Source organism: Limoniibacter endophyticus, from assembly GCF_014652835.1.
GTDB lineage: Bacteria > Pseudomonadota > Alphaproteobacteria > Rhizobiales > Rhizobiaceae > Limoniibacter > Limoniibacter endophyticus.
Map to the genome: position 1 here is coordinate 325,839 of NZ_BMZO01000003.1, position 20,418 is coordinate 346,256.

General features: G+C 58.3%; 18 protein-coding genes. 7 read left to right on the forward strand and 11 right to left on the reverse strand.

What is annotated here, in order from left to right; genetic code table 11:
- Positions 1-30 precede the first annotated feature (30 nt).
- Entirely contained in the window at positions 31-696 is a 666-nt protein-coding gene (locus IE151_RS06165; RefSeq protein ID WP_244636627.1) for a GPALPP1 family protein, read from the forward strand.
- Positions 697-1,125: 429 nt separating this feature from the next.
- Here IE151_RS06165 and IE151_RS06170 read toward each other — a convergent pair whose 3' ends face one another.
- Positions 1,126-1,557, reverse strand: a complete 432-nt coding sequence (locus IE151_RS06170) for a nucleoside deaminase (protein WP_189488939.1) — start codon at positions 1,555-1,557, stop codon at positions 1,126-1,128.
- A gap of 95 nt (positions 1,558-1,652) precedes the next feature.
- Between IE151_RS06170 and IE151_RS06175 the strand changes: the two genes are divergently transcribed.
- The 5 genes from IE151_RS06175 to IE151_RS06195 all read left to right on the forward strand — a co-directional run bounded on the left by IE151_RS06175 (position 1,653) and on the right by IE151_RS06195 (position 7,920).
- The gene (locus IE151_RS06175) at positions 1,653-3,575 is read left to right on the forward strand and encodes a pseudouridine synthase (RefSeq protein ID WP_189488940.1); all 1,923 of its coding nucleotides are present in this window, start codon (positions 1,653-1,655) and stop codon (positions 3,573-3,575) included.
- Positions 3,556-4,110 carry a 16S rRNA (guanine(966)-N(2))-methyltransferase RsmD gene (rsmD, locus tag IE151_RS06180; protein ID WP_189488941.1) on the forward strand — a complete coding sequence of 185 codons (555 nt, stop codon included), beginning with the start codon at positions 3,556-3,558 and terminating at the stop codon, positions 4,108-4,110. Before IE151_RS06175 ends, rsmD begins: the two co-directional genes overlap by 20 nt.
- A 194-nt stretch (positions 4,111-4,304) precedes the next feature.
- The gene (locus IE151_RS06185; protein ID WP_244636628.1) at positions 4,305-5,672 is read left to right on the forward strand and encodes a M16 family metallopeptidase; all 1,368 of its coding nucleotides are present in this window, start codon (positions 4,305-4,307) and stop codon (positions 5,670-5,672) included.
- The gene (locus IE151_RS06190; RefSeq protein ID WP_189488943.1) at positions 5,672-7,039 is read left to right on the forward strand and encodes a M16 family metallopeptidase; all 1,368 of its coding nucleotides are present in this window, start codon (positions 5,672-5,674) and stop codon (positions 7,037-7,039) included. Before IE151_RS06185 ends, IE151_RS06190 begins: the two co-directional genes overlap by 1 nt.
- Positions 7,036-7,920 (forward strand): patatin-like phospholipase family protein, encoded by an 885-nt coding sequence (locus IE151_RS06195; protein WP_189488944.1) that lies wholly within the window; start codon positions 7,036-7,038, stop codon positions 7,918-7,920. The genes IE151_RS06190 and IE151_RS06195 overlap by 4 nt, the downstream gene beginning before the upstream one ends.
- 7 nt (positions 7,921-7,927) lie before the next feature.
- Here the strand turns inward: IE151_RS06195 and IE151_RS06200 are convergent, their stop codons facing one another.
- The 3 genes from IE151_RS06200 to IE151_RS06210 all read right to left on the reverse strand — a co-directional run bounded on the left by IE151_RS06200 (position 7,928) and on the right by IE151_RS06210 (position 12,242).
- Positions 7,928-8,155 (reverse strand): DUF2093 domain-containing protein, encoded by a 228-nt coding sequence (locus tag IE151_RS06200; RefSeq protein WP_189488945.1) that lies wholly within the window; start codon positions 8,153-8,155, stop codon positions 7,928-7,930.
- A gap of 89 nt (positions 8,156-8,244) precedes the next feature.
- The gene (mutL, locus tag IE151_RS06205; RefSeq protein WP_189488947.1) at positions 8,245-10,113 is read right to left on the reverse strand and encodes a DNA mismatch repair endonuclease MutL; all 1,869 of its coding nucleotides are present in this window, start codon (positions 10,111-10,113) and stop codon (positions 8,245-8,247) included.
- A gap of 62 nt (positions 10,114-10,175) precedes the next feature.
- Positions 10,176-12,242: a putative bifunctional diguanylate cyclase/phosphodiesterase gene (locus IE151_RS06210; protein ID WP_189488948.1), complete on the reverse strand. Its 2,067-nt coding sequence runs from the start codon at positions 12,240-12,242 to the stop codon at positions 10,176-10,178.
- Positions 12,243-12,517: 275 nt separating this feature from the next.
- Here IE151_RS06210 and IE151_RS06215 point away from each other — a divergent pair, with 275 nt between their 5' ends.
- On the forward strand, positions 12,518-13,717 hold the full coding sequence (locus tag IE151_RS06215; RefSeq protein WP_189489078.1) for an acyl-CoA dehydrogenase: 1,200 nt from the start codon (positions 12,518-12,520) through the stop codon (positions 13,715-13,717).
- 49 nt (positions 13,718-13,766) lie between these two features.
- Here the strand turns inward: IE151_RS06215 and lpxK are convergent, their stop codons facing one another.
- The 7 genes from lpxK to IE151_RS06250 all read right to left on the reverse strand — a co-directional run bounded on the left by lpxK (position 13,767) and on the right by IE151_RS06250 (position 20,307).
- Complete coding sequence (gene lpxK / locus IE151_RS06220; protein ID WP_189488949.1) at positions 13,767-14,795, reverse strand: tetraacyldisaccharide 4'-kinase; 1,029 nt, start codon at positions 14,793-14,795, stop codon at positions 13,767-13,769.
- Position 14,796: 1 nt separating this feature from the next.
- Entirely contained in the window at positions 14,797-16,125 is a 1,329-nt protein-coding gene (waaA, locus tag IE151_RS06225) for a lipid IV(A) 3-deoxy-D-manno-octulosonic acid transferase (RefSeq protein ID WP_189488950.1), read from the reverse strand.
- On the reverse strand, positions 16,122-16,898 hold the full coding sequence (locus tag IE151_RS06230; RefSeq protein WP_244636629.1) for a lysophospholipid acyltransferase family protein: 777 nt from the start codon (positions 16,896-16,898) through the stop codon (positions 16,122-16,124). The genes waaA and IE151_RS06230 overlap by 4 nt, the downstream gene beginning before the upstream one ends.
- Positions 16,899-16,900: 2 nt before the next feature.
- Positions 16,901-17,149 (reverse strand): DUF4170 domain-containing protein, encoded by a 249-nt coding sequence (locus tag IE151_RS06235; protein ID WP_189488951.1) that lies wholly within the window; start codon positions 17,147-17,149, stop codon positions 16,901-16,903.
- A gap of 166 nt (positions 17,150-17,315) precedes the next feature.
- Positions 17,316-18,101 carry a 3'(2'),5'-bisphosphate nucleotidase CysQ gene (locus tag IE151_RS06240; RefSeq protein WP_189488952.1) on the reverse strand — a complete coding sequence of 262 codons (786 nt, stop codon included), beginning with the start codon at positions 18,099-18,101 and terminating at the stop codon, positions 17,316-17,318.
- Positions 18,088-19,431: a TldD/PmbA family protein gene (locus IE151_RS06245; protein WP_189488953.1), complete on the reverse strand. Its 1,344-nt coding sequence runs from the start codon at positions 19,429-19,431 to the stop codon at positions 18,088-18,090. The genes IE151_RS06240 and IE151_RS06245 overlap by 14 nt, the downstream gene beginning before the upstream one ends.
- 534 nt (positions 19,432-19,965) lie before the next feature.
- Positions 19,966-20,307, reverse strand: coding sequence for a protein tyrosine phosphatase family protein (locus tag IE151_RS06250; protein ID WP_189488955.1), 342 nt, complete (start codon positions 20,305-20,307; stop codon positions 19,966-19,968).
- Positions 20,308-20,418: the final 111 nt, after the last annotated feature.

A 20,418-nucleotide genomic window follows, 5' to 3' on the forward strand; every position in this document is an offset into this window, starting at 1 on the left:
ATGTGTGTATGTTCAGCGAAAGGCTGCTCAGTGACGATCGTTAAGCTCTCCATGTCGAATGTAGGTCGCCGTCTCGGCGCGGTGGTGGTCGCGGGTACGGCGCTTTTCGTTGCCGGTTGCCAGTCAGGCCCGACTTATGGCACTGGCGTCTCCGCCGGCGAACAGCTGTCGAATGATTTGCAGAGCATGTTCTCGTTGCGTCCGCAGGAAAAGGAAGCGATCGCCTACCAGCCGCGTCCTGCGCTCGTGAAACCCGCCAACACGCAGAATCTTCCGGCTCCACAGGATAGCGTCGTCGAGACTGCCGGAGCGCAATGGCCGGAATCGCCGGAACAGCGGCGTCAACGTCTGCGTGACGAGGCCACGGCAAATCAGGATAACCCCAACTACCGCTCGCCTATCGTTCCCGATGTCGCGCGCGCTCAGGCAACGCGTTCGCAGCGCTTCGAGGACCAGTTCGGCCCGTCGAATTCGAAGGCGCGTAGTGAAGAGTTTCGTCGCCGTCTGGCTGCGCAGCAGCAGGGCACTCCCAATCAGCGCCGCTATTTGAGTGAGCCGCCGATCGACTATCGGCAGGCGGCAGCGACCGCGCCGCAGGACGATCTCGGCGAGACTGAAGCTGCAAAGGAACGTCGCCGCAAGAAGGAAGCGGGCGGCGGTGGATGGAGCCTCGGCAATCTTATCCCCGGACGTTAAGTCCGATTATTTTCCAGGGCACTCTCGGCCGCGCTTTTCTTTCCCCGGCCAGCACGAAACGCCGCTACGGCTCGTCGCCGCGCGGTTGATGACAGAGAAACGCCAGGTCCGGGGAAGCCGGTCTCTACTCTTCCCCGGACGCTGCCGCATTCTTGAGAGGGTAGAGCGCATGTGGCCCGAACTCTCATAAAACTTGGCATGCGTCCACATGCGCCTGAATGATGGGCGCAGGCGCGCCGGCGCCTTCACCCATCATCCATCGCGCCGCCAGAAGCTAGGGTGCACTTCCTGCCCTCTCCGACGCGACAGGAGCATTATCCTTCAAGCGCGAAGGGTGGGGACGGAAAGAGCGTTTTTTCTTGGCCGGGTTTTATATTTTTCCGGTAAGGAATTGATGATAAAGGAATAAATATTTCTTCTTGGAGAAATTTATCCACGCTTTTGCTGAAAGAAGTCGCGTAGCAAGCTACGTGCCTCTGTCTCGCGCAGCCCGGAATACACCTCCGGTACGTGATGGCAGGTTGGGGAATGGAAAAAGCGCACACCGGAGGTCACTGCTCCGCCTTTGTCATCGCTGGCGGCGAAATAGAGCCGGCGAAGGCGCGCGAAGGAGATGGCAGCGGCGCACATTGTGCAGGGTTCCAGCGTCACGTAAAGATCAGCACCGTCGAGCCGCTCTCTGCCGAGCTCACGCGCGGCTTGGGAGATAACGAGCATTTCGGCGTGAGCGGTCGGGTCGGCAAGTTCACGCGTGCGGTTTCCGGCCCGTGCAATGACCATGCCGTCGAGCACGAGAACGGCGCCGATAGGCACTTCGTCACGTTCTTGTGCTTTTTTCGCCTCTTCGAAGGCGATTTCCATGAAATTTGACCGCATCAATCGTTAACCTGCGCGTTTTAACCCTCGCCAGAGATAGCGCTTCCTGTTATCTAGCCGGGCTGAAAGGCAAAGGCCAGATGACAAACAATCCAAATAAAAACATAGAAAAAGCGGCACCTGAACAGGCAGCCGATGAAGGCGAACGCATTGCCAAGCGCCTGGCGCGCGCGGGCGTTTCCTCCCGTCGCGAGGCCGAGGCGCTGATTGCTGCCGGTCGCGTCGCGGTCAACGGCAAGGTGCTCGAAAGCCCGGCCATCAACGTTAAGGCTGACGACAAGATCACTGTCGATGGCACTCCGATCCCGCAGATCGAGCGTACGCGCCTGTTCCTCTTCCATAAGCCCGGTGGTTATGTGACGACGACGCGCGACCCGGAAGGTCGCCCAACCATTTTCGACGTGCTCCCGGCGGAACTGCCGCGCCTGATGACGGTAGGTCGCCTCGATATCAACACTGAAGGCCTGCTACTGCTCACCAATGATGGCGGGTTGTCGCGCATGCTCGAACTGCCGACCACCGGCTGGCTGCGCCGTTACCGCGTGCGTGTGCATGGCAAGGTCGATGAGAAGGCGCTGGTCGAACTGAAGAACGGCATTGCCGTCGATGGCGTGTTCTATGGCGCGATCGACGCCACGCTGGAGCGTACGCAAGGCACGAATTCCTGGCTGACGCTGGGCCTGCGTGAGGGCAAGAATCGCGAAGTCAAGAACGTGCTTGGTGCGCTCGGCCTGGAAGTCACGCGTCTGATCCGCATTTCTTTCGGCCCGTTTCAATTGGGAGATCTTGACGAAGGTGCGGTACTCGAAGTCAAGGGCCGCGCGCTGCGCGATCAGCTTGGGGAGCGTTTGATCGAAGAATCCGGCGCCAATTTCGACGCTGCGATCAACAAGCCCTTCTCGAACAAGCCGGTCCGAGCGGAGCGCTCCGGCTCTCGCGATCATGCCCGCGAGGAGTATCAGCCCACGCCTGCCCGTACTTCGCTGCCTGAAGAGGAAGAGGGCGGCCTGATCCGTCGTCGCCGCATGTCGAAGGAAGAGGTGCGCGAGCAGATGCTTTCGCGTCTCTCCACCCGCCGTGGCGATGATCGCGGCGGTCGTTCCTTTGGCGATAAGCCGTTTGGCAAAAAGGACTTCGGCAAGAAGGCCGGACGTCGCGACGAAGAGCCGATCGATGAAAAGAATCCGCTGAAACGTCGAGGCAATGTCTGGATGGCCCCGGGCGCACGCCCGCAGGGAGAAAAGGCCGAGAAGAAGCGTGAGGAACAGCGCTCGGAAGGCTTTCGCGATCGCGCGCGAGATGAACGTTCCTTCGGCGATAAGAAGCCTCACGGAGAGCGTCGTCCTTATGGTGAGAAGCCGCGCTTTGAGAAGCGCGAAGGTGAGCGCAAATTCTCGGGCGAGCGCAAGCCTTATGGCGATGCCGGCGAGCGTCGTCCTTATGGTGACAAGCCGCGGTTTGAGAAGCGCGATGGTGAGCGTAAATTCTCGGGCGAGCGCAAGCCATATGGCGATAAGCCACGTTTCGAGAAGCGCGAAGGCGATGCCGGCGAGCGCAAGCCTTATGGCGATAAGCCACGTTTCGAGAAGCGCGATGGCGATGCCGGTGAGCGTCGTCCTTATGGTGACAAGCCGCGCTTTGAGAAGCGCGAAGGTGAGCGTAAATTCTCGGGCGAGCGCAAGCCTTACGGCGATAAGCCACGTTTCGAGAAGCGCGATGGCGATGCCGGCGAGCGTCGTCCTTATGGCGACAAGCCGCGCTTTGAGAAGCGCGATGGTGAGCGCAAATTCTCGGGCGAGCGCAAGCCTTATGGTGACAAACCTCGCTCGGAAGGCTTCCGGGACCGTCCTCGCGGTGAACGCCCATTCGGCGACAAGAAGCCTTCTGGCAACAAGAAAAGCTTCGGCGATAAGCCCCGATCTGAAAAGCGTGATGGCGTGAAACGCGACGGCGACAAGCCAGGCGGCGAACGGAAGGGCAGGGATGCGGATCGTCGGCGGTGAGTTTCGCGGGCGAGAGCTCGCTACACCGAAATCGCGCGACATCCGCCCTACGACTGATCGTACGCGCGAGGCACTGTTCAATGTCCTCGCGCACGCCCATAGGGACAGACTGGATGGCGGACGCGTCCTGGACTTGTTCGCAGGCACCGGCGCATTGGGATTGGAGGCTCTTTCGCGCGGGTGTTCAGCCGGGGTGTTTATCGAGGAATCGGCGGAAGGGCGCGGTTTGATCCGTACCAATGTCGAAGCCTTTGGTCTTCAGGGGCGAACCAAAATATTTCGCCGGGACGCAACACGCCTTGGCGAAATCGGCACCATGCTGCCTTTTGATATCATCTTTGCAGATCCCCCCTACAATAAAGGGCTGGGTGAACGGGCACTGATGAGCGCAGCTACCGGTGGTTGGCTTAAGGTCGGCGCTCTCGTCATTCTGGAAGAAATCGCCGGCGCGGAGATTGCGCCGATGGCGAAGTTTACGCGTATTGACACCCGAAATTACGGTGACACAACGTTACATCTGTTTACCTTTGCCTGAATCGCGCCTTTTTGTCGTGCGACTCCGATTCCGGCGGATTTTTCCGTTTCGTTTTCAAATTTCGTAATGCATCGGCGTTAACGCTTGTGATCTTGCCGATGCATTTCTACTTCCAAGCAGAGGTTATCTCTTCTATGCGCTTGAAGCCCCAGTCTTTTTCTTCTCGATTTCTAATATTGCTGACGAGTGCAGTCTTGCTGGTCCCCGTTCCGACCACGATTTCGCACGCGCAAGAGACGCCGCAGCCGCAAATCACGCAAAGCCAACCAGGCGCAGAGCGCACGGAAGTTGAAACCTTTACGCTGGAAAACGGGCTGACTATCGTCGTGCTTCCGGACAAGCGCATTCCCTTCGTCACGCATATGCTTTGGTACAAGGTCGGCAGCGCCGACGAGCCGAAGGGTAAATCCGGAATCGCCCATTTCTTCGAGCATCTCATGTTCAAGGGCACGACAAATCACAAGGCTGGCGAGTTCTCGCAGACTGTTTCGGCAGCAGGTGGGAGTGAAAACGCCTTCACTTCGACTGATTATACGGCCTATTACCAGATCGTGCCGCCGCAGCATCTGAAGACCATGATGGAATTCGAGGCCGACCGGATGCGCAATCTTGTGCTTTCAGACGAGGTGGTGGACACAGAACGCAGCGTCATTCTTGAAGAGCGCCGTATGCGCGTTGACAATAATCCGAGTGCCGTGCTGGGTGAGGAAGTCTCGGCCACGTTGTTCCAGAACCATCCCTATCGCATTCCGATCATCGGATGGATGCAAGAGATCGAGCAGCTCAACCGTGAGGATGCGATTGCATTCTATAATCGCTATTACGAGCCGAACAATGCGACGCTCGTCGTCGCCGGCGATGTCGATCCGCAGGAAGTGCTGAAGCTTGCCGAGGAAACTTATGGCAAGATCGCCAAGGGACCGGAAATCGGACCGCGCCTGCGCCCCAGTGAGCCGCAGCAGGACACCCGCCGTACCGTGACGATGCGCGATGATCGTATCACCACCCCAAGCTTCTCGACCAGTTGGATCGTTCCAGCGGCATTGAAAGCCGAGAATGGCGAGGCTGAGGCGCTCGATCTTCTGGCGGAAATCCTTGGTGGCGGAACCTTGAGCCGCTTGCAGAAGAAGCTCGTGGTCGAGGATCAGACTGCAAGTTCGGCAGGTGCCAGCTATGACGGCCTCAACCTTGATTACGGTACCTTCTCCGTCAACGCGACGCCGCGCGGGGAGGAAAGCGTCGAGGCGATGGAAAAGCAGGTTCAGGCGGAAGTTGAACGCATCATCGAAAGCGGCCCTACGCAGGAGGAGCTTGAAGCAGCCAAGACGCGCTTCACGCGCGGCATGGTCTTTGCGCGTGACAGCCAGATCGGCATGGCCAACACTATGGGGCTGATCTATTCGATCGGCGGCAATGCTGACGACTTCTTCGGCTGGACAGATCGCGTAAAGAAGATAACGGCTGCCCAGGTTCAGGCAGTCGCCAGGAAATATCTCGATTACGACCGGTCCGTCACGGCTTACCTGCTTCCCAAACCCGCAGAAGAGAAGGCGCAGAACTGATGATCCATATCAAAAGCCTGTCGAAATTCGAGCGGATGTTTGCAATGAAATCCGAGACCGTCTCCCGTTTCTTCCGTGCAGCAGTTCTGCCGGCCCTTCTCCTGACGCCCCTCGCTGCCCATGCGCAGGTGAAGCCTGTAGAGATTGAATCCTCCAAGGGTGTGAAGGCCTATCTGGTTGAGGATTACACGTTACCGATGGTGACCATCCGCTTCTCGATGGATGGTGGCCAGGCGCAAGACCCGAAAGGCAAGGAAGGTCTCGTTTCTTTGATGACCTCGACGCTTGATGAAGGCGCGGGCGATCTCGATCGCGAGGCATTTGTCGAGGCGCTCGATAAGGCTGGAGCCGATATAAGCTTCAGTGCTGGCCAGGATACGATTTCGGGCAGTATGCGTTTCCTTACCGAGAAGCAAGTGGAGGCAACCGATCTTCTGACCAAGGCCGTGAACGCACCACGCTTTGATGAGGTGCCCGTCGAGCGCGTGCGTGGACTCACGATAGAACGTCTGCGCGCGCAGAGTCGGGATCCGCAATATCTCGCCCAGATCAAATGGCAGGAAGCCTTTTTTGGCGACCATCCCTACGCTATCCCGACGACCGAGGAGACGATCCTGCGTGTCACGCGCGACGATCTGCGTCAGGCGCACAAGAAGATGTTTGCCCGCGATAAACTCTATGTCGGCATTGTCGGGGCGATTGATCAGGAGGGCGCCAAACGCCTGCTTGACCGCGTGTTCGGTGATCTTCCGGAAAAGAGCCAATTGACGCCTGTTCCGGAAGTGAAGGGCAAGTATGATCAGACTGTTCATCAGGTCTATCCGTTGCCGCAGACCAGTATCATGCTCTCCTATCCGGCCGATAACAGCGATGATCCAAAAATAGAGCTGACGCAGGCTCTACTGACGCAGATACTCGGCGGCGACATGAATTCGCGCCTTTTTGTGGAAGTGAGAGAGAAACGCGGCTTGGCCTATGGCGCGAACATGGGCAGCCAGTTTCTCGATCATTTTGCAGGCACTGTCGTTACAACCGCAACAAAGTCGGAAAGCGCGAGCGAGGCGCTTGAAGTCATCGAAGCGGAGATCGGGCGCGCAGTCAAAGATGGGGTGACGGAGGCCGAACTGGCCAGCGCGAAGACCTATCTTGCGGGGTCGATCCCGATCAGCCGCTTTTCCTCGTCGAGCGCCATTGCCTCCACACTCGTAGACATCCAACGCGATGAACTGGGGATCGATTTCTTCGATTCCAGGTTTGAACCATTGCTGAACTCGATCACCAGAGAAGAGGTCAACGCCATGGGAAAACGTCTCTTTTCGACCAAGCCTGCAATCCTCTTGATCGGACCTGAGAACGGTAAGTCATGACACCTGACGCCGCGCTCTCCTCGAAGCCGCAGACGAGCGGGCCTCGTTTCGCCCTGGCGCTGGGCGGGGGAGGGGCGCGCGGTCTCGCCCATGTGCATGCCATTGATACGCTGAATGAGTTGGGTATCAAGCCGGTTGGACTCGCCGGCTCCTCCATAGGCTCGATCATGGCGGCAGGCATGGCCTCCGGTATGACAGGGCAGGACATCGCAGCTTACGCCCGCGGTGTCCTCTCCAAAAAGGGGGAGGTCGCCAGCCGCATGTGGAAGGCCCGCACCAGCGGCTTTGGCCTGCGCTTCACGCAGTTCAACATCGAGCGCATTGTCGATGCCTTCCTGCCCGATGCCATTCCGACCAGGTTCGAAGACTTGCAAATCCCGTTGAAAGTGACGGCGATAGATTTCTATGGCAATCGTCTTGTTGTCATGGAGGACGGCGATCTGCGCTCTGCAATTGCGGCATCGTCCGCTATCCCGGCCGTCTTTTCACCGGTGCGTCGCAACGGGCGCGTTCTGATCGATGGCGGTTTTTACAACCCGGTGCCGTTCGATCTTTTGCAGGAGGATGCCGATATCGTCATCGCGGTCGATGTTGTGGGCTCGCCTGTTCCCCCGGAAGATCCGAAAGCTGCCAGAAAACTGCCGAACTCGATCGAGCTTATGTTCGGAACCAGCCAGTTGATGATGCAGTCGATTATCAGCACCAAACTGGAACGCAATCCGCCGCAGGTCCTGATCCGCCCGCCCGTTTCGCAATACCGCGTCCTGGATTTCCTGAAGGCAGACCTGATTTTGGAAGAAACCGCTTCATTGAAGGATAATCTCAAGCGGGAGATTGAGAAAGCGGTCAAGCTCTACGAAGCGCGGGACGCAAGCGTCTGAACGACGTCTATCGCTTCCGTAGTTCAGGATGCGCCTCAAGTTCACGCTTGAAGGAGACTTCAACGTCTGCATAAGGCTCCTGACGCGCGACGCTCCAATATTTCAGTTCGTCGATCGGGATGGCCTGGCCAGTAATGGCGCAGCGTACAAAGCTGCCCGGTGAGATGACCTGAAAATCCGCGTCCATGTAGCGCAGTTTTGCTTCCTTACCGCCGGAGCCGTCGAAAATATTCATCTTTCATGCCTTCATACGATGCAAAGTCGCATCCTGATCTCTTTGCCGGACAGGATAACGGCTATGAGCGCCAAAGTATAGCAAGCCATTCAACGCCGCCCAAACAGCCGCTCAATATCGCTCAGTCTCAGCTCGATATAGGTCGGGCGGCCATGGTTGCATGTGCCGGACCCCGGCGTAGCTTCCATCTGGCGCAGGAGCGCATTCATTTCCTCTGCTCGCAAACGGCGACCCGAGCGAACCGAGCCATGGCATGCCATAGTCGCGGCGATCGCATCGATGCGCTCCTTCAGCGTATCGGCGGTGTCGTTGTCGGCAATCTCGTCGGCAAGGTCCCGCACCAGCTGTGAGACATCCGTCTCGCCGAGAATGGCGGGCGTCTCGCGAACGGCGATTGCGCCAGGACCAAATCGCTCAACGCCAAGACCAAAGCGGGCCAAAGTCTCGGAATGCGTTGCCAGTCGCTCGGCGTCGTCCGCCGGCAGATCAACGATTTCCGGTATGAGCAGCATCTGGGACGCAAGCGGTCGAGAATGCAGCGCATTTTTCAATGCTTCATATACGAGCCGTTCGTGCGCCGCATGCTGATCGACGATGACCAGCGAATCCTCAGTTTGCGCAACGATGTAATTTTCATGCACCTGCGCGCGCGCCGCACCCAATGGCTTTGTCAGGAGATCGTTTGAGACCGGCGTTTCATTTGCGCGTGCATCGGCGCTCGCAGCACCGATTTCCAGTGCCGCCTGGAGAGGTGCGCGCGTGTCAAACGGTGCCTGGGATGGAGCAGAAAATCCGCCGGCCGGTGAAAGGCTGGCGCGGTAGAGCTCCAAAGCGCCAGCCTGTGCCTGCGAAGGGCGTGCCTCGTAGCTATAGGAGGACGGATGGTAGCCTCTGCTTTCCGGCGTCGCGCCGCCGGGACGGAAAGCAGCCGCCATCGCGTCTGCCGCCGAGGTCGCGGGGCGGATACCCGCCTGTGCCAGAACCTGCCGCAAGCCGCCGACAATCAATGCGCGCACGCCTCCTGGATCGCGGAAGCGAACATCCGCTTTAGCGGGATGCACGTTGACATCGACATAAGCCGGGTCAAGCTCGATAAAGAGAGCGGCGATTGCGTGCCTGTCTCGCGGCAGTACGTCCATATAGGCGCCGCGGATGGCGGATGCGATCATCTTGTCGCGAACGGGACGCCCGTTGACATAGACATATTGCTGCAACGCATTGGCGCGGCTGTGCGAAGGAAGAGAAATATGACCGAATAGGCGGACATCGTTGCGTTCTGCATCGACCGGAAGGGCATTGTCGGTAAAATCTTTGCCCATGATCTGCGCAACCCGTTGCAACTGCCCGTCGGCATCGCGCGAGAAACCTGGCAGATCGAGCATGTTGCGATCGGGGCCGGATACCTGGAAGCGCACATGCGGAAAGGCGATGGCGATACGCCGGACCACTTCGGTGATCGCCGCCGTCTCGGCACGTTCCGTTTTCATGAATTTCAGCCGGGCAGGTGTGGCGAAGAAAAGATCGCGCACCTCGACCATTGTGCCGCGATTACCCGGTGCGGGGCGGGTGTCCGACACCCTGCCGCCATCGACGCCGATCTCGTAGGCGTTATCGGCGTCTGCCGTACGCGAGCGCAGGGTCAGCCGCGAAACAGAGCCGATCGAGGGAAGCGCTTCGCCGCGGAAGCCGAGAGAACGTATGTCATGAATGTCATCGGAGAGCTTGGAGGTGCAATGGCGAGAAATCGCCAGTGCCAATTCGTCTTCGGGCACGCCGTGACCATTATCGGTGACACGCAACAGCGACAGGCCGCCTCCAGCAGTGACGACTTCGATGCGCGTTGCTCCTGCGTCAAGCGCGTTCTCGACAAGTTCCTTCACGACGCTTGCCGGACGTTCGATGACTTCGCCGGCTGCGATCTGGTTGACGACGGTTTCTGAGAGCTGACGAATGGCCATGGCTTTTTCTAGCGCATTAGAGAGCTTAGAGAAATCTCCGGTCGATGGCCATCAACCGGTTTTCACACAGTCAGCGTCATCTTGCTGCGTGAACTGCGGCCTTCGAGCCATGCGCTGAACAGGTCCGCCGACATGGGTTGTGCAATGCCGTAGCCCTGAACCGCGGGGCAGCCGAGGGTCATCAGCATGTCCATCTCTGCCTGCGTTTCTGCGCCTTCCGCAACGAGACCTATGCCGAGATCGGAGGAGAGATCGACAAGCGCCTTGACGACGCTGCAATTACGCTTGCTTTCGTGAATGTTGCGGATGAACTGGCGGTCGATCTTGATCCGGTCTATCCCCTCCGGGTCGATATGCGTAAGCGACGCATATCCAGTGCCGAAATCATCGAGCTCCAGGTGGATGCCGCGTGCACGCAAATCGGTCAGCTTGTTTATCATGCCGTTTTGCAGGTCGTCCAGAATGACCGATTCGACGATCTCGATGGAGAGCAGATGCGGTGGCAAGCCGTGCCGGGCCAGTGTGTCGAGGATGAAATCGCTAAAGCTGGCGCAGTTGATTTCGGATTCAGAGACGTTGACGGCAAGTCGCCCGAAGGGAATGCCTGCCTTGTACCATGATGCCGCCTGCTCGATTGCCTTCTCTGTCAGGATTTGGCCGATTGCCGGCATGAGACCGGCTTTCTCCGCGGTGGGCAGAAAGTCGCCCGGCGACATTAGTCCGCGTTGCTCGTCAGGCCAGCGTGCGAGCGCTTCCACACCGCAGAGTTCGCCGTTCTTGAGATTGACCTGCGGCTGGAAGTAAGACGCGAAGGCGCGCTCGTGAATGGCCCCCCGTAGCTCCTTCTCCAATTGTTGCTGGCGATCCACCGCCTGGCGAAGATCGGTCGAGAAGAAGCGGAACGTGCCGCGTGACGATTTCTTTGCCGAGTAGAGCGCCAGATCCGCGCTGGCCATCAGATCATCGAGACCCTTGGCATCGAGCGGGAAAAGCGCCACGCCAGCGCTTGCTCCGGGAAGGATGGTTTGATTGCGATCAACGATGGGCTTACTGATCTGCGCCAGCACGCGGCCGATCATGTTGGAGACATTGCTAAGCTTCTCAGCTTCCGAAAAGATGAGGACGAACTCGTCCCCGCCAAGCCGGACGCATAGATCATTGCCTCTTGTTGTGGTGCGGATGCGTCTTGCCACTTCTGAAAGCACATGATCGCCGGCCGCGTGGCCATGTTGATCATTGATCTGCTTGAAATGATCGAGATCCAGGTGCACGAGCGCTAGCTGAGTTCCGCGTCGCTGCACGTTTGCAAGCATGCTGGAGAACTGCTCCTTGAGGAACGTGCGATTGTGCAGTCCCGTCAGTCCGTCATGACTGGCGAGATAGGCCATGGAACTACGCGCCTGTAGCAGTTCCTTCGTGTGTCGCTCCATGACGCGCATCATGGGGCGGAAGACGAGCAGGCCGATCAGAATGAGCATGACGATGGTGCCGCCATAAAGAAACCGGTTCAGCGTCAGCATGTTTTCGATGCGTTGTTCGAAATCCGTCGCCAGCATCTGCTGGAGCGCAGCATAGCCGTAAAGCGTCTGGCTGGCGATCGTATCGTCCAGCGCCGCCAGGCCCGAATTGGCGAGATACCGCGAATCGTTAGCGAGCGCCGATTGCGTATAGCTCACGAAGCGATGAGCGTTCGCCGCCAGATTCAACGTGAAATGATCGAGATGAATCGGATCGGAAAAAAGAATAGTGTTCAGGGAGTTTTCGCCATGGCGAATTGTTGATTCTGCACCTGTGAGCTTGAGGATCTGGTCATAGTTCTTTTCGAAGTCGATAGTGGCACTATGAAGCGCATTGATTGCAGCCGGCAGGGTTTCTACGCTTCCTTGCTGCGCATTGAAGGCCAAGATGACAATACGCTGTGACAAGGCCTTCTGCGAACTGGCCAGAGTATGCAGCGACTGATCGCGATGCTGTTCGGCTATCAGTTGTTGCAGAAGGATATAAGAGGCGGTCACAACAACCGCGATGACGCCGAGGCCCAACCAGAACGCTACGCGCACTATCTGCGGCAAAGCGGTGTCTGTGGGGGCTGCACGTTTGTACGAGAGCCATTGGTTTATAGGCGGCATCAAACGCACTCTTTGCAGGTGTGTGAAGGCTGACGCCTCCATGTTCCTCACTTTCCTTCGGCAGTTCTTAATAAAGGTTCACCGTGGAATAAGGAGAGGCATATAAGTGACATGCGAATATGCACTATGGTTATCACTTATTAAAATGAGACGCAGCTCGCTCTCCCGCTTTATGGTGGGCACGAAATGGCGATATGCTTACACATGAAGCATCCACGGCCTGCCGGAAGGGCAGGTTTGAGGGAGCCTGAGAAGACGGGATGAAGATCATGGATATGAAGGCCGCACCGAAATCCACCGCTAGCTTCGTTTGGGACGATCCCCTGCTGCTTGAAGAACAACTGGGCGAAGACGAGCGCATGATGCGCGATGCCGCCCGCGCCTTCGCGCAGGATAAACTCGCGCCGCGTATAGAGCACGCCTACATGGAAGAGCATTCCGATCCAGAAATCTTCCGAGAAATGGGCGCTGCCGGGATGCTCGGCGTTCCAATTCCGGAAGAATATGGCGGTGTGGGTTCGTCCTATGTCGCCTATGGCCTCGTTGCACGCGAAATTGAACGGATCGATTCCGGCTATCGCTCGATGATGAGCGTTCAGTCCTCGCTCGTCATGTATCCGATCTACGCCTATGGCTCGGAAGAGCAGAAGCACAAATATCTGCCGAAGCTCGCTTCGGGTGAATATATCGGTTGCTTCGGCCTGACGGAACCAGACGCGGGTTCTGATCCTGCCGGGATGAAGACGCGCGCCGTCAAGATTGATGGCGGCTACAAGATTTCGGGTTCGAAGATCTGGATCTCCAACTCGCCTATCGCGGATGTTTTCGTCGTGTGGGCGAAATCTGCCGCGCATGACAATCAGATCCGTGGCTTCATCCTGGAAAAGGGGATGAAGGGCCTATCCGCACCGAAGCTTGGCGGCAAGTTGTCGCTACGTGCATCAATTACTGGCGAAATAGTCATGGACGGCGTGGAAGTCGGCGAGGAAGCTCTGCTTCCGAACGTGTCCGGTCTCAAGGGGCCATTCGGCTGCCTCAACCGCGCACGTTACGGCATTTCCTGGGGCGTGCTCGGCGCGGCGGAAGATTGCTGGCACCGCGCCCGCCAGTACGGCCTTGACCGCAAGCAGTTCAACAAGCCGCTTGCAGGGATGCAGCTCTACCAAAAGAAGCTTGCCGATATGATGACCGAAATCACGCTCGGCTTGCAGGCTTCGCTGCGCGTCGGTCGCCTTTTCGACGAAGGCAAGATGGCGCCTGAAATGGTTTCGCTCGTCAAGCGCAACAATTGTGGCAAGGCGCTCGACATTGCACGGCAGGCACGCGACATGCATGGCGGCAACGGCATCCAGATCGAATACCACGTCATGCGTCACGCGCAGAATCTGGAGACGGTCAACACTTATGAAGGCACGCACGATGTGCACGCGCTGATCCTGGGTCGCGCCCAAACCGGCCTGCAGGCGTTCTTCTGATATTTTAAAGCCAACTGAAGGAGCCGGTCTGTTGAGACCGGCTTTTTCGTCAGGGAAAACGCCGCCTTTGCGCCCGCGCGATCGTCTCCCCCACGATTCGTTCCGCTATGCCTGCCGGATCGAACCGAAGGCAGATGTCGAGCACGACGCAATGCGTGAGAAACGCCTGCGCGGCTTTCGAACCTGAACGCATCCGGGCTGCATCTTTCGCGGTCGTCACTGCGATCAATCCGCGGCGTTCCAGCGTTTCGCCGAGCTCGGCGATTTCGGTATCCGTAAAGCCGTGATGATCGGGAAAACTGTCGGCTTGAACAAGATCGGCGCCGCATTCCTTCACCGTTTCGAAGAATTTTGGCGGATGGCCGATGCCTGCAAAGGCAAGAACGCGCTTACCTGCGATAGATTCTGCATTCATCGGCTCGACAAAGGCGTGATAGACAGGTTTTGCCGCCCGCGCCGCCATTCGTATGAGGGCCGTTGCGCCATCGCCCTTGCCGGTCACCATTAACGCGTCTGTGAAGCGCATCTGCGTTGATAGCGAAGCGCGCAAGGGACCGGCGGGAAGAACCTTGCCATTGCCGATGCCGCGGACGGCATCGACGACCTGCAGCGCATAGTCGATATGGATGCGTGCGCTTTGGAAGCCATCATCCATGATGGCAAAGTCGCACCCCCGCGCCAGCAGGCGTTGTGCGCCGGCGTGGCGATCGCGGGAAACGCAAACGATGCCATGTTCGGCGAGCAGAAGCGGTTCGTCGCCCACATGGCGCGCGAGATCCCGCCCAGGTTTGACGATATGCGGCAAAGCACCCACCGTTCCGCCATGGCCGCGCGTCAGGAAACCCGGGTTGAGGCCTCGTGCTTTAGCGGCTTTGGCTATCTCTACTGCGACAGGGGTCTTGCCCGTACCGCCGACGGTGAAATTTCCAACGCAAATTACCGGGATTGGCACGGGTAGGCGTGGCGCCTGCACCATGCGGCGACGGGCGACCGCGTCGTAGGCAAGGGCGGCAGGCGTAAGCGCAAGCGCTTTCCAGCTGCGTTCTTCCCACCAGAAATCCGGTGCGTTTCCGACCATCTTAGCGCATCCGGAAGCGCGTCGTGCCGAGCCGTGATTTAACGACGAGCGGATGCACGAAGGGTTCCAGTGTCGATAGTGTTATATTGAGCGCGCCCTTCATGTCCTCGACAGTGCGTGCTGCGGCCAGCATCATTTTCTCGCGCTGATTATTATTGGTCAGAAGCAGATCGATAGCCTCCTCAAGTTCGCCCGGCGTGTTGACAATACGCGCGGCACCCTCTTCTTCGAGGCGCTGATAGCTGTCCCGGAAATTGCCGATATTGGGCCCGGAAAGGATGGCGGTTTCCAAAATAGCCGGTTCAAGCGGATTTTGGCCGCCGCTCACCGCAAGCGCCATGGAGCGACCGACATAGGCGACTTCAGTCAAGCGCAGGTAAAGGCCCATTTCGCCAATTGTATCGCCCAGATAGATATCGGTATTGGCTTCGATCGGTTCGTTCAGGCTACGCCGCGCGACCGTCAATCCCTGAGTTGTCAGCATCCGTGTTATCTGATCTGCGCGGTCCGGATGGCGCGGCACGAGGATGGTCAGGAGCCGGGAATGATATTCATGCAGATTGCGGTGGATCCGGGCTGCCATCTGCTCTTCGCCGTCATGGGTCGAAATTGCCGCCCAGACAGGGCGGTTACCGACCTGGCGCATCAACAAATGCAGCGTCCGCTCATCGACGGGTGGGACCTTGGTATCCACCTTCAGGTTTCCAGAGACAGTGACCGGGCGGGCGCCAAGCTGACGGAAGCGCTCCGCATCGTCCTCCGACTGAGCAATCACGTGGGCAAGCTTCTCAAGCAGTGCCTCGGCCACATAACTGCGCTTTTTCCAGGACGCGAAGGAGCGGTCCGAAAGACGGGCGTTGACAAGCACCTGCGGGATGGACCGTTCACCAAGTTCGAGAACGGTCATCGGCCAGATTTCCGACTCCGCGAAAATGGCAAGGTCTGGATGCCAATGCTCAAGGAAGCGGCTCACCGCCGTCTTGAGATCGAGCGGCACATATTGATGGATGACGCGATCCCCCAGGCGTTCTTCGGCAAGGCGCGCAGAAGTCACGGTGCCGGTGGTCAGCACGACATTGATTCCTAGATCGAGCAGGCGTTCGGTCAGCGGAATAACAGCGCCGGTTTCGCCGACGCTAGCCGCATGCACCCAGACCAGCGGACCAACGGGGCGTTCGACGGAGGCAAAGCCATAGCGTTCACGCCGACGGTGATGCTCTTCCTTGCCTTTTCGTGCGCGCCAAGAAATATACCCGCCAAGGAAGGGGTAAACGACTGCACCCGCATAGCGATAGGCCGAAAGAGCCATTCTTGCCCAGCGTTCGCTCATTGTTTTGCGTCAACCAATGAATATGCCTCTTCCGTGGCCTTGTTCAGCGCTATTGTCAGTTCAGTCTGCTTATTCGCTAACTCCACGTCGCCGGCATCGGAATCCACCCGGATCGATGGTCCTACGATAACCCCAAGCCGTCCGAATGGCAGGTGCAAGGTCGTCTTGTCCCATGTTTTTTCGATCACCTTGCGGCGGCTTGTTGCGATAGCGACCGGCCATATCGGACGGCCCGAAAGCTTGGCAAGCGTCACGATACCAAGCCCGGCTTCGCGAACTGATCCCTTTGATATATCGGCGATCATGGCCACATTGCGTCCGGCATCGAGGGCGCGATTCAATGTGATGAGAGCACGCGCCCCGCCTTTGTCCCGGTCGTTGGCATTGCCACGTCCGCCCGAGCCACGCGCAATCTGGAAATCATATTTCTCCATGACGAGCGCGTTCATTTCTGCATCGGCGCTACGTGAAACCATAGCCGTGACGGGCCAGCCTCTCGGACAAATACTGGCACCCAGAAGATGCTGCCCATGCCAGAAGGTGATGATGCCGGGCGCTTCCCGTTTCAGAATCGCTTCGAGATCGGAAGATCCGGCTACACGCTTGTTGGTGCGCATCACCAGTTCCATGAAGCCATAGATAATGGATGCCAGTGCGCGCTTGACGACGCGTGATTGCGCGATCGGGCGGCGCACTGCCCGCCAGCTGCGGCGCAGCATAGTATCCTTGCGTTTCTTGCCGCTGTCTTCAGGCGACAAATCTGGGGCATTCATTCTCAGGCCTTGGTGGCATCCGTGTCCGGGTCGAGCAGACGGTGCAGATGTACGATGAAATAGCGCATATGCGCATTGTCGACCGTTTCCTGCGCTTTTTTACGCCAGGCTGTTTCTGCCGACTTATAATCGGGGAAAATGCCGACAATATCGAGCGCATTCAGATCGCTGAACGTCAGACCGGTCAGCGTCGTCAGTTCGCCGCCGAAGACGAGGTGGAGAAGTTGCTTGGACTGCTGTGCGTCGGCCATGGAAAAACGATCCTTCCTGCGAAGTAAGACGATGTGATTCAAGGCACTCGCGTAGCCGATTTTTACTCGGATGGAAACCGGGAACTAGGGCTATTACCTGTTGTGGGAGTTTGCGAAGGATCACGGATCCTGGCTTTGCGGCCGCACGATGTCCGCGCAACTTGCGTCAGGCGTTTCCGTGGGACAGTACCTTGCGCATTTCTTCAAGCAGTTCGCCAGAGCCGGCTGCCAGTGCGCCATGGCGCGGGTCTGCACCGGCAAGTGCAAGCGGTTCCCCCCATGGATCGATGACCGCGCCGCCTGCCTCCCGCAAGATCAGGTCCGCAGCGGCAAGGTCCCAGTCATGAGAATTTGCCTTGACGAAGGTCGCGTCGATCGCGCCCCGTGCCACCATGGCGAGACGATAGGCTAGCGAAGGGACGTGACGGAATTCTTGCACGCGAGCCCGAATATCGACCGGCAAGGTCTTTATGGTGGCTTTCAGGCCCGCAATGTCAAGCGTTTCGGCTGGATGCCGGACGGAGATTGTCTTGCCATTGAGGAAAGCGCCTTTGCCTTCTTCGGCCCAGTAGATCTCATTCTTGGCAGGACAGTCGAGCACGCCCACAACAGGCCTGCCATTCTCGACAACGGCGACTGATACGCACCATTCGTCGCCACCGGAAAGAAAGCCGCGTGTCCCGTCGATGGGATCAACGACGAATGTCCGGCGCGCCTTGAGGCGCTCGGGTGAATCGGCGGTTTCTTCAGAGAGCCATCCATAGCCTGGCCGGGCGGCAAGCAAGCGCTCGCGCAGGTAGGTATCAGCGGCGTAATCGGCCTCAGACACCGGCGAGACCCCGGCCTTCATCCAGACTTGCGGCTCCATGCCGAAGAATTTGAGTGCAATCCGGCCGGCCTCGGCGGCGGCATCGCGGATCAGCGCCAGATCGGAAATGTCACTTTCCGGCAATCGTCATGTCTCCGATCAAGAGGGTTGGGGATGCGGTCGGGAAATGACGCTCTATATCGTTCGCCGGTTCCATGGATAGGAACATATCCTTCATATTCGACGCAATCGTGACTTCTGCGACCGGATAAGCCAATGCGCCGTTTTCGATCCAGAAACCAGCCGCGCCGCGACTATAATCGCCGGTGACGAGATCGACGCCTGGTCCAAAAACATCGGTTACGTAAAATCCGGTGCTGACAGCGGAAATCAGGTCGGCTGGGCTGCGTTCGCCAGGTTCGATCGCCAGATTGGTTGAAGAAGGCATGACGGAGGAGCCAGAACGAACACCGCGTCCGTTCGTCTTCAGGCCAAGTTCGCCCGCAACCGAGTGTGACAAAAACCAGTGCCTCAGCGCTCCCTTGTCGATCATGACGAGCCTTTCGCCAGCGACCCCTTCGCCATCGAAAGGCCGCGATCCTGGGCTGCGCAAGCGAAGCGGGTCGTCGGTCAACGTTATCGAGGCGTTGGCGACGATCTCACCCATCTTGTCGCGAAGAAAGCTTGTTTTGCGGGCCACAGACGCGCCGTTGATTGCACCGGCGAGCGTTCCCGCGAAGCCTCGTGCCACGCGGGGATCGAAGATGACGGGGAAGCGGCCTGTCGGGATCTGTCGTGCGCCGAGACGTTTGATGGCGCGCTCTGCAGCACGCTTGCCGATCGTCTCGGCATCATCCAGATCAGAAAAATGGAGACGGTGCGAGAAATCGTAGTCGCGCTCCATAGCCGTGCCTTCACCGGCGATGACGCTGACGGAGCGTCCAAAGCCGCTGCGCGTATAATGTCCAAGGAAGCCGCGAGAGGTGGCGAGGATGAGGCCGCCCGAACCGGCGGAGGCGCTGGCACCGCCTGAATTGGTGATGCCGTTCATCGCGCGCGCCGTGTCTTCCATTGCAAGCGCGGTTTCGCGCAGTTCTTCGGAAGAAACATCCGTTGGATCGAAAAGATCAAGATCCTGCGGTGCTGAAACGAGAAGTTCCGGCTCTACCAGCGCCTGGTGCGGATCGCGTGGCGAGACTCGGGCCATGGCAACGGCGCGCCTCGCAAGAATGTCAGGGTCGGCAGCAATGTTTGCAGAGACGCTGGCCACGCGACCATCCACAAAGACGCGCAGCGACATGTCCTCGCTTTCCGAGGCTTCTATACCTTCGACTTCTCCCAGTCGCACGGAGACAGAGCGTGCCTGACCATGCACGGTAACGGCGTCGGCATCGTCCGCGCCGGCTTTCATTGCAGCGTCGACCAGCGCGCTGACCTGGTGGATGAACGGTGTGAGATCGCGTGGTTGAGGCATCGAGTTTCCTGTATGGGCCTGCAGATATGAGCAGGAGAAGTCCTTATCATCTATGGCGACTTGCCGCTTCATGCAATCCGCGCTCATTGGATTGGTCATGATCATGACGGGCTGATGCCAATTTGAAAGGAAAAATCCGCAATCGAAACAGCGTATTATTCTGGTGCGCTGGCTGGCAGCAGGTTCGGCCATTCAAACTGGGAGCAGTTCGGCGTGACTGGCGATCAGTCCTCAGGCATTACTCCGGTCATCGAAGCGGTCGGGACAAGATCGCCGGGCCAGGCCAGTTGATGCCTTGCCGAGATGCAGCGATTTCGCGGCATGAGGAATTCCGGGAAATTTGCACCCGGTCCGAGAGACGATGTCATTGCGGCCCCGCCGATCCCACCCCCCCCCCCCCAAGAGGTTGGGTTGTGATGACATCGTCGTCCTGAAAGGCAGTTCTTTCAGGAGATATATTCGAAGTGATTTTGTAAAAATTATTGTAAAAATTTTAAAGCGCCCTGCCTTGGAATTCCAAGGCAGGGCTTTTCATTATCCGCCGTTCTTCTCGCAAACGGCTGCATGAATATTGGTCGAGCGCGCTCCGGAGCGACAATAAGCCAGAACCGGACCTTCCATCTCGTCGAGTGCCTTTGCCATTGCCTCGACGTGGCCCTGGTCCATCTGCGCGCCCGTAAAAGGAATGTGACGGAAGGCGAGGCCAGCTTCCCGGGCCGCTTTCTCGATCGTCGAGGCGCTCGGCTGCCCAATCTCTTCATCGTCCGGACGATTGCAGATGATGGACTTGAAGCCCATTTCCTTCAAATCCGCGACATGCTCCGGCTGTATCTGACCGGTGGCGGAGTAATTGTCGTTGATATCGCGAATTTCCATGGCAGTGCCCTTTCTTGATCCCCGCTTGAATGCGGGTGTTTCTGTGCCAAGATAGGCAGAGCAGCGCGTTGAAGAAAGCCCTTTGCCGCAAAACCTGCCTTCGCATCGCTG

Coding starts and splice junctions, on each gene's coding strand:
- IE151_RS06195 (WP_189488944.1), top strand. CDS start 7,036: ATGACACCTGACGCCGCGCTCTCCTCGAAGCCGCAGACGAGCGGGCCT.
- lpxK (WP_189488949.1), bottom strand. CDS start 14,795: ATGGTCGGAAACGCACCGGATTTCTGGTGGGAAGAACGCAGCTGGAAA.
- IE151_RS06190 (WP_189488943.1), top strand. CDS start 5,672: ATGATCCATATCAAAAGCCTGTCGAAATTCGAGCGGATGTTTGCAATG.
- IE151_RS06250 (WP_189488955.1), bottom strand. CDS start 20,307: ATGGAAATTCGCGATATCAACGACAATTACTCCGCCACCGGTCAGATA.
- IE151_RS06215 (WP_189489078.1), top strand. CDS start 12,518: ATGAAGGCCGCACCGAAATCCACCGCTAGCTTCGTTTGGGACGATCCC.
- IE151_RS06210 (WP_189488948.1), bottom strand. CDS start 12,242: ATGCCGCCTATAAACCAATGGCTCTCGTACAAACGTGCAGCCCCCACA.
- IE151_RS06245 (WP_189488953.1), bottom strand. CDS start 19,431: ATGCCTCAACCACGCGATCTCACACCGTTCATCCACCAGGTCAGCGCG.
- IE151_RS06200 (WP_189488945.1), bottom strand. CDS start 8,155: ATGAATATTTTCGACGGCTCCGGCGGTAAGGAAGCAAAACTGCGCTAC.
- IE151_RS06235 (WP_189488951.1), bottom strand. CDS start 17,149: ATGGCCGACGCACAGCAGTCCAAGCAACTTCTCCACCTCGTCTTCGGC.
- IE151_RS06175 (WP_189488940.1), top strand. CDS start 1,653: ATGACAAACAATCCAAATAAAAACATAGAAAAAGCGGCACCTGAACAG.
- IE151_RS06230 (WP_244636629.1), bottom strand. CDS start 16,898: ATGAATGCCCCAGATTTGTCGCCTGAAGACAGCGGCAAGAAACGCAAG.
- mutL (WP_189488947.1), bottom strand. CDS start 10,113: ATGGCCATTCGTCAGCTCTCAGAAACCGTCGTCAACCAGATCGCAGCC.
- rsmD (WP_189488941.1), top strand. CDS start 3,556: ATGCGGATCGTCGGCGGTGAGTTTCGCGGGCGAGAGCTCGCTACACCG.
- waaA (WP_189488950.1), bottom strand. CDS start 16,125: ATGAGCGAACGCTGGGCAAGAATGGCTCTTTCGGCCTATCGCTATGCG.
- IE151_RS06170 (WP_189488939.1), bottom strand. CDS start 1,557: ATGGAAATCGCCTTCGAAGAGGCGAAAAAAGCACAAGAACGTGACGAA.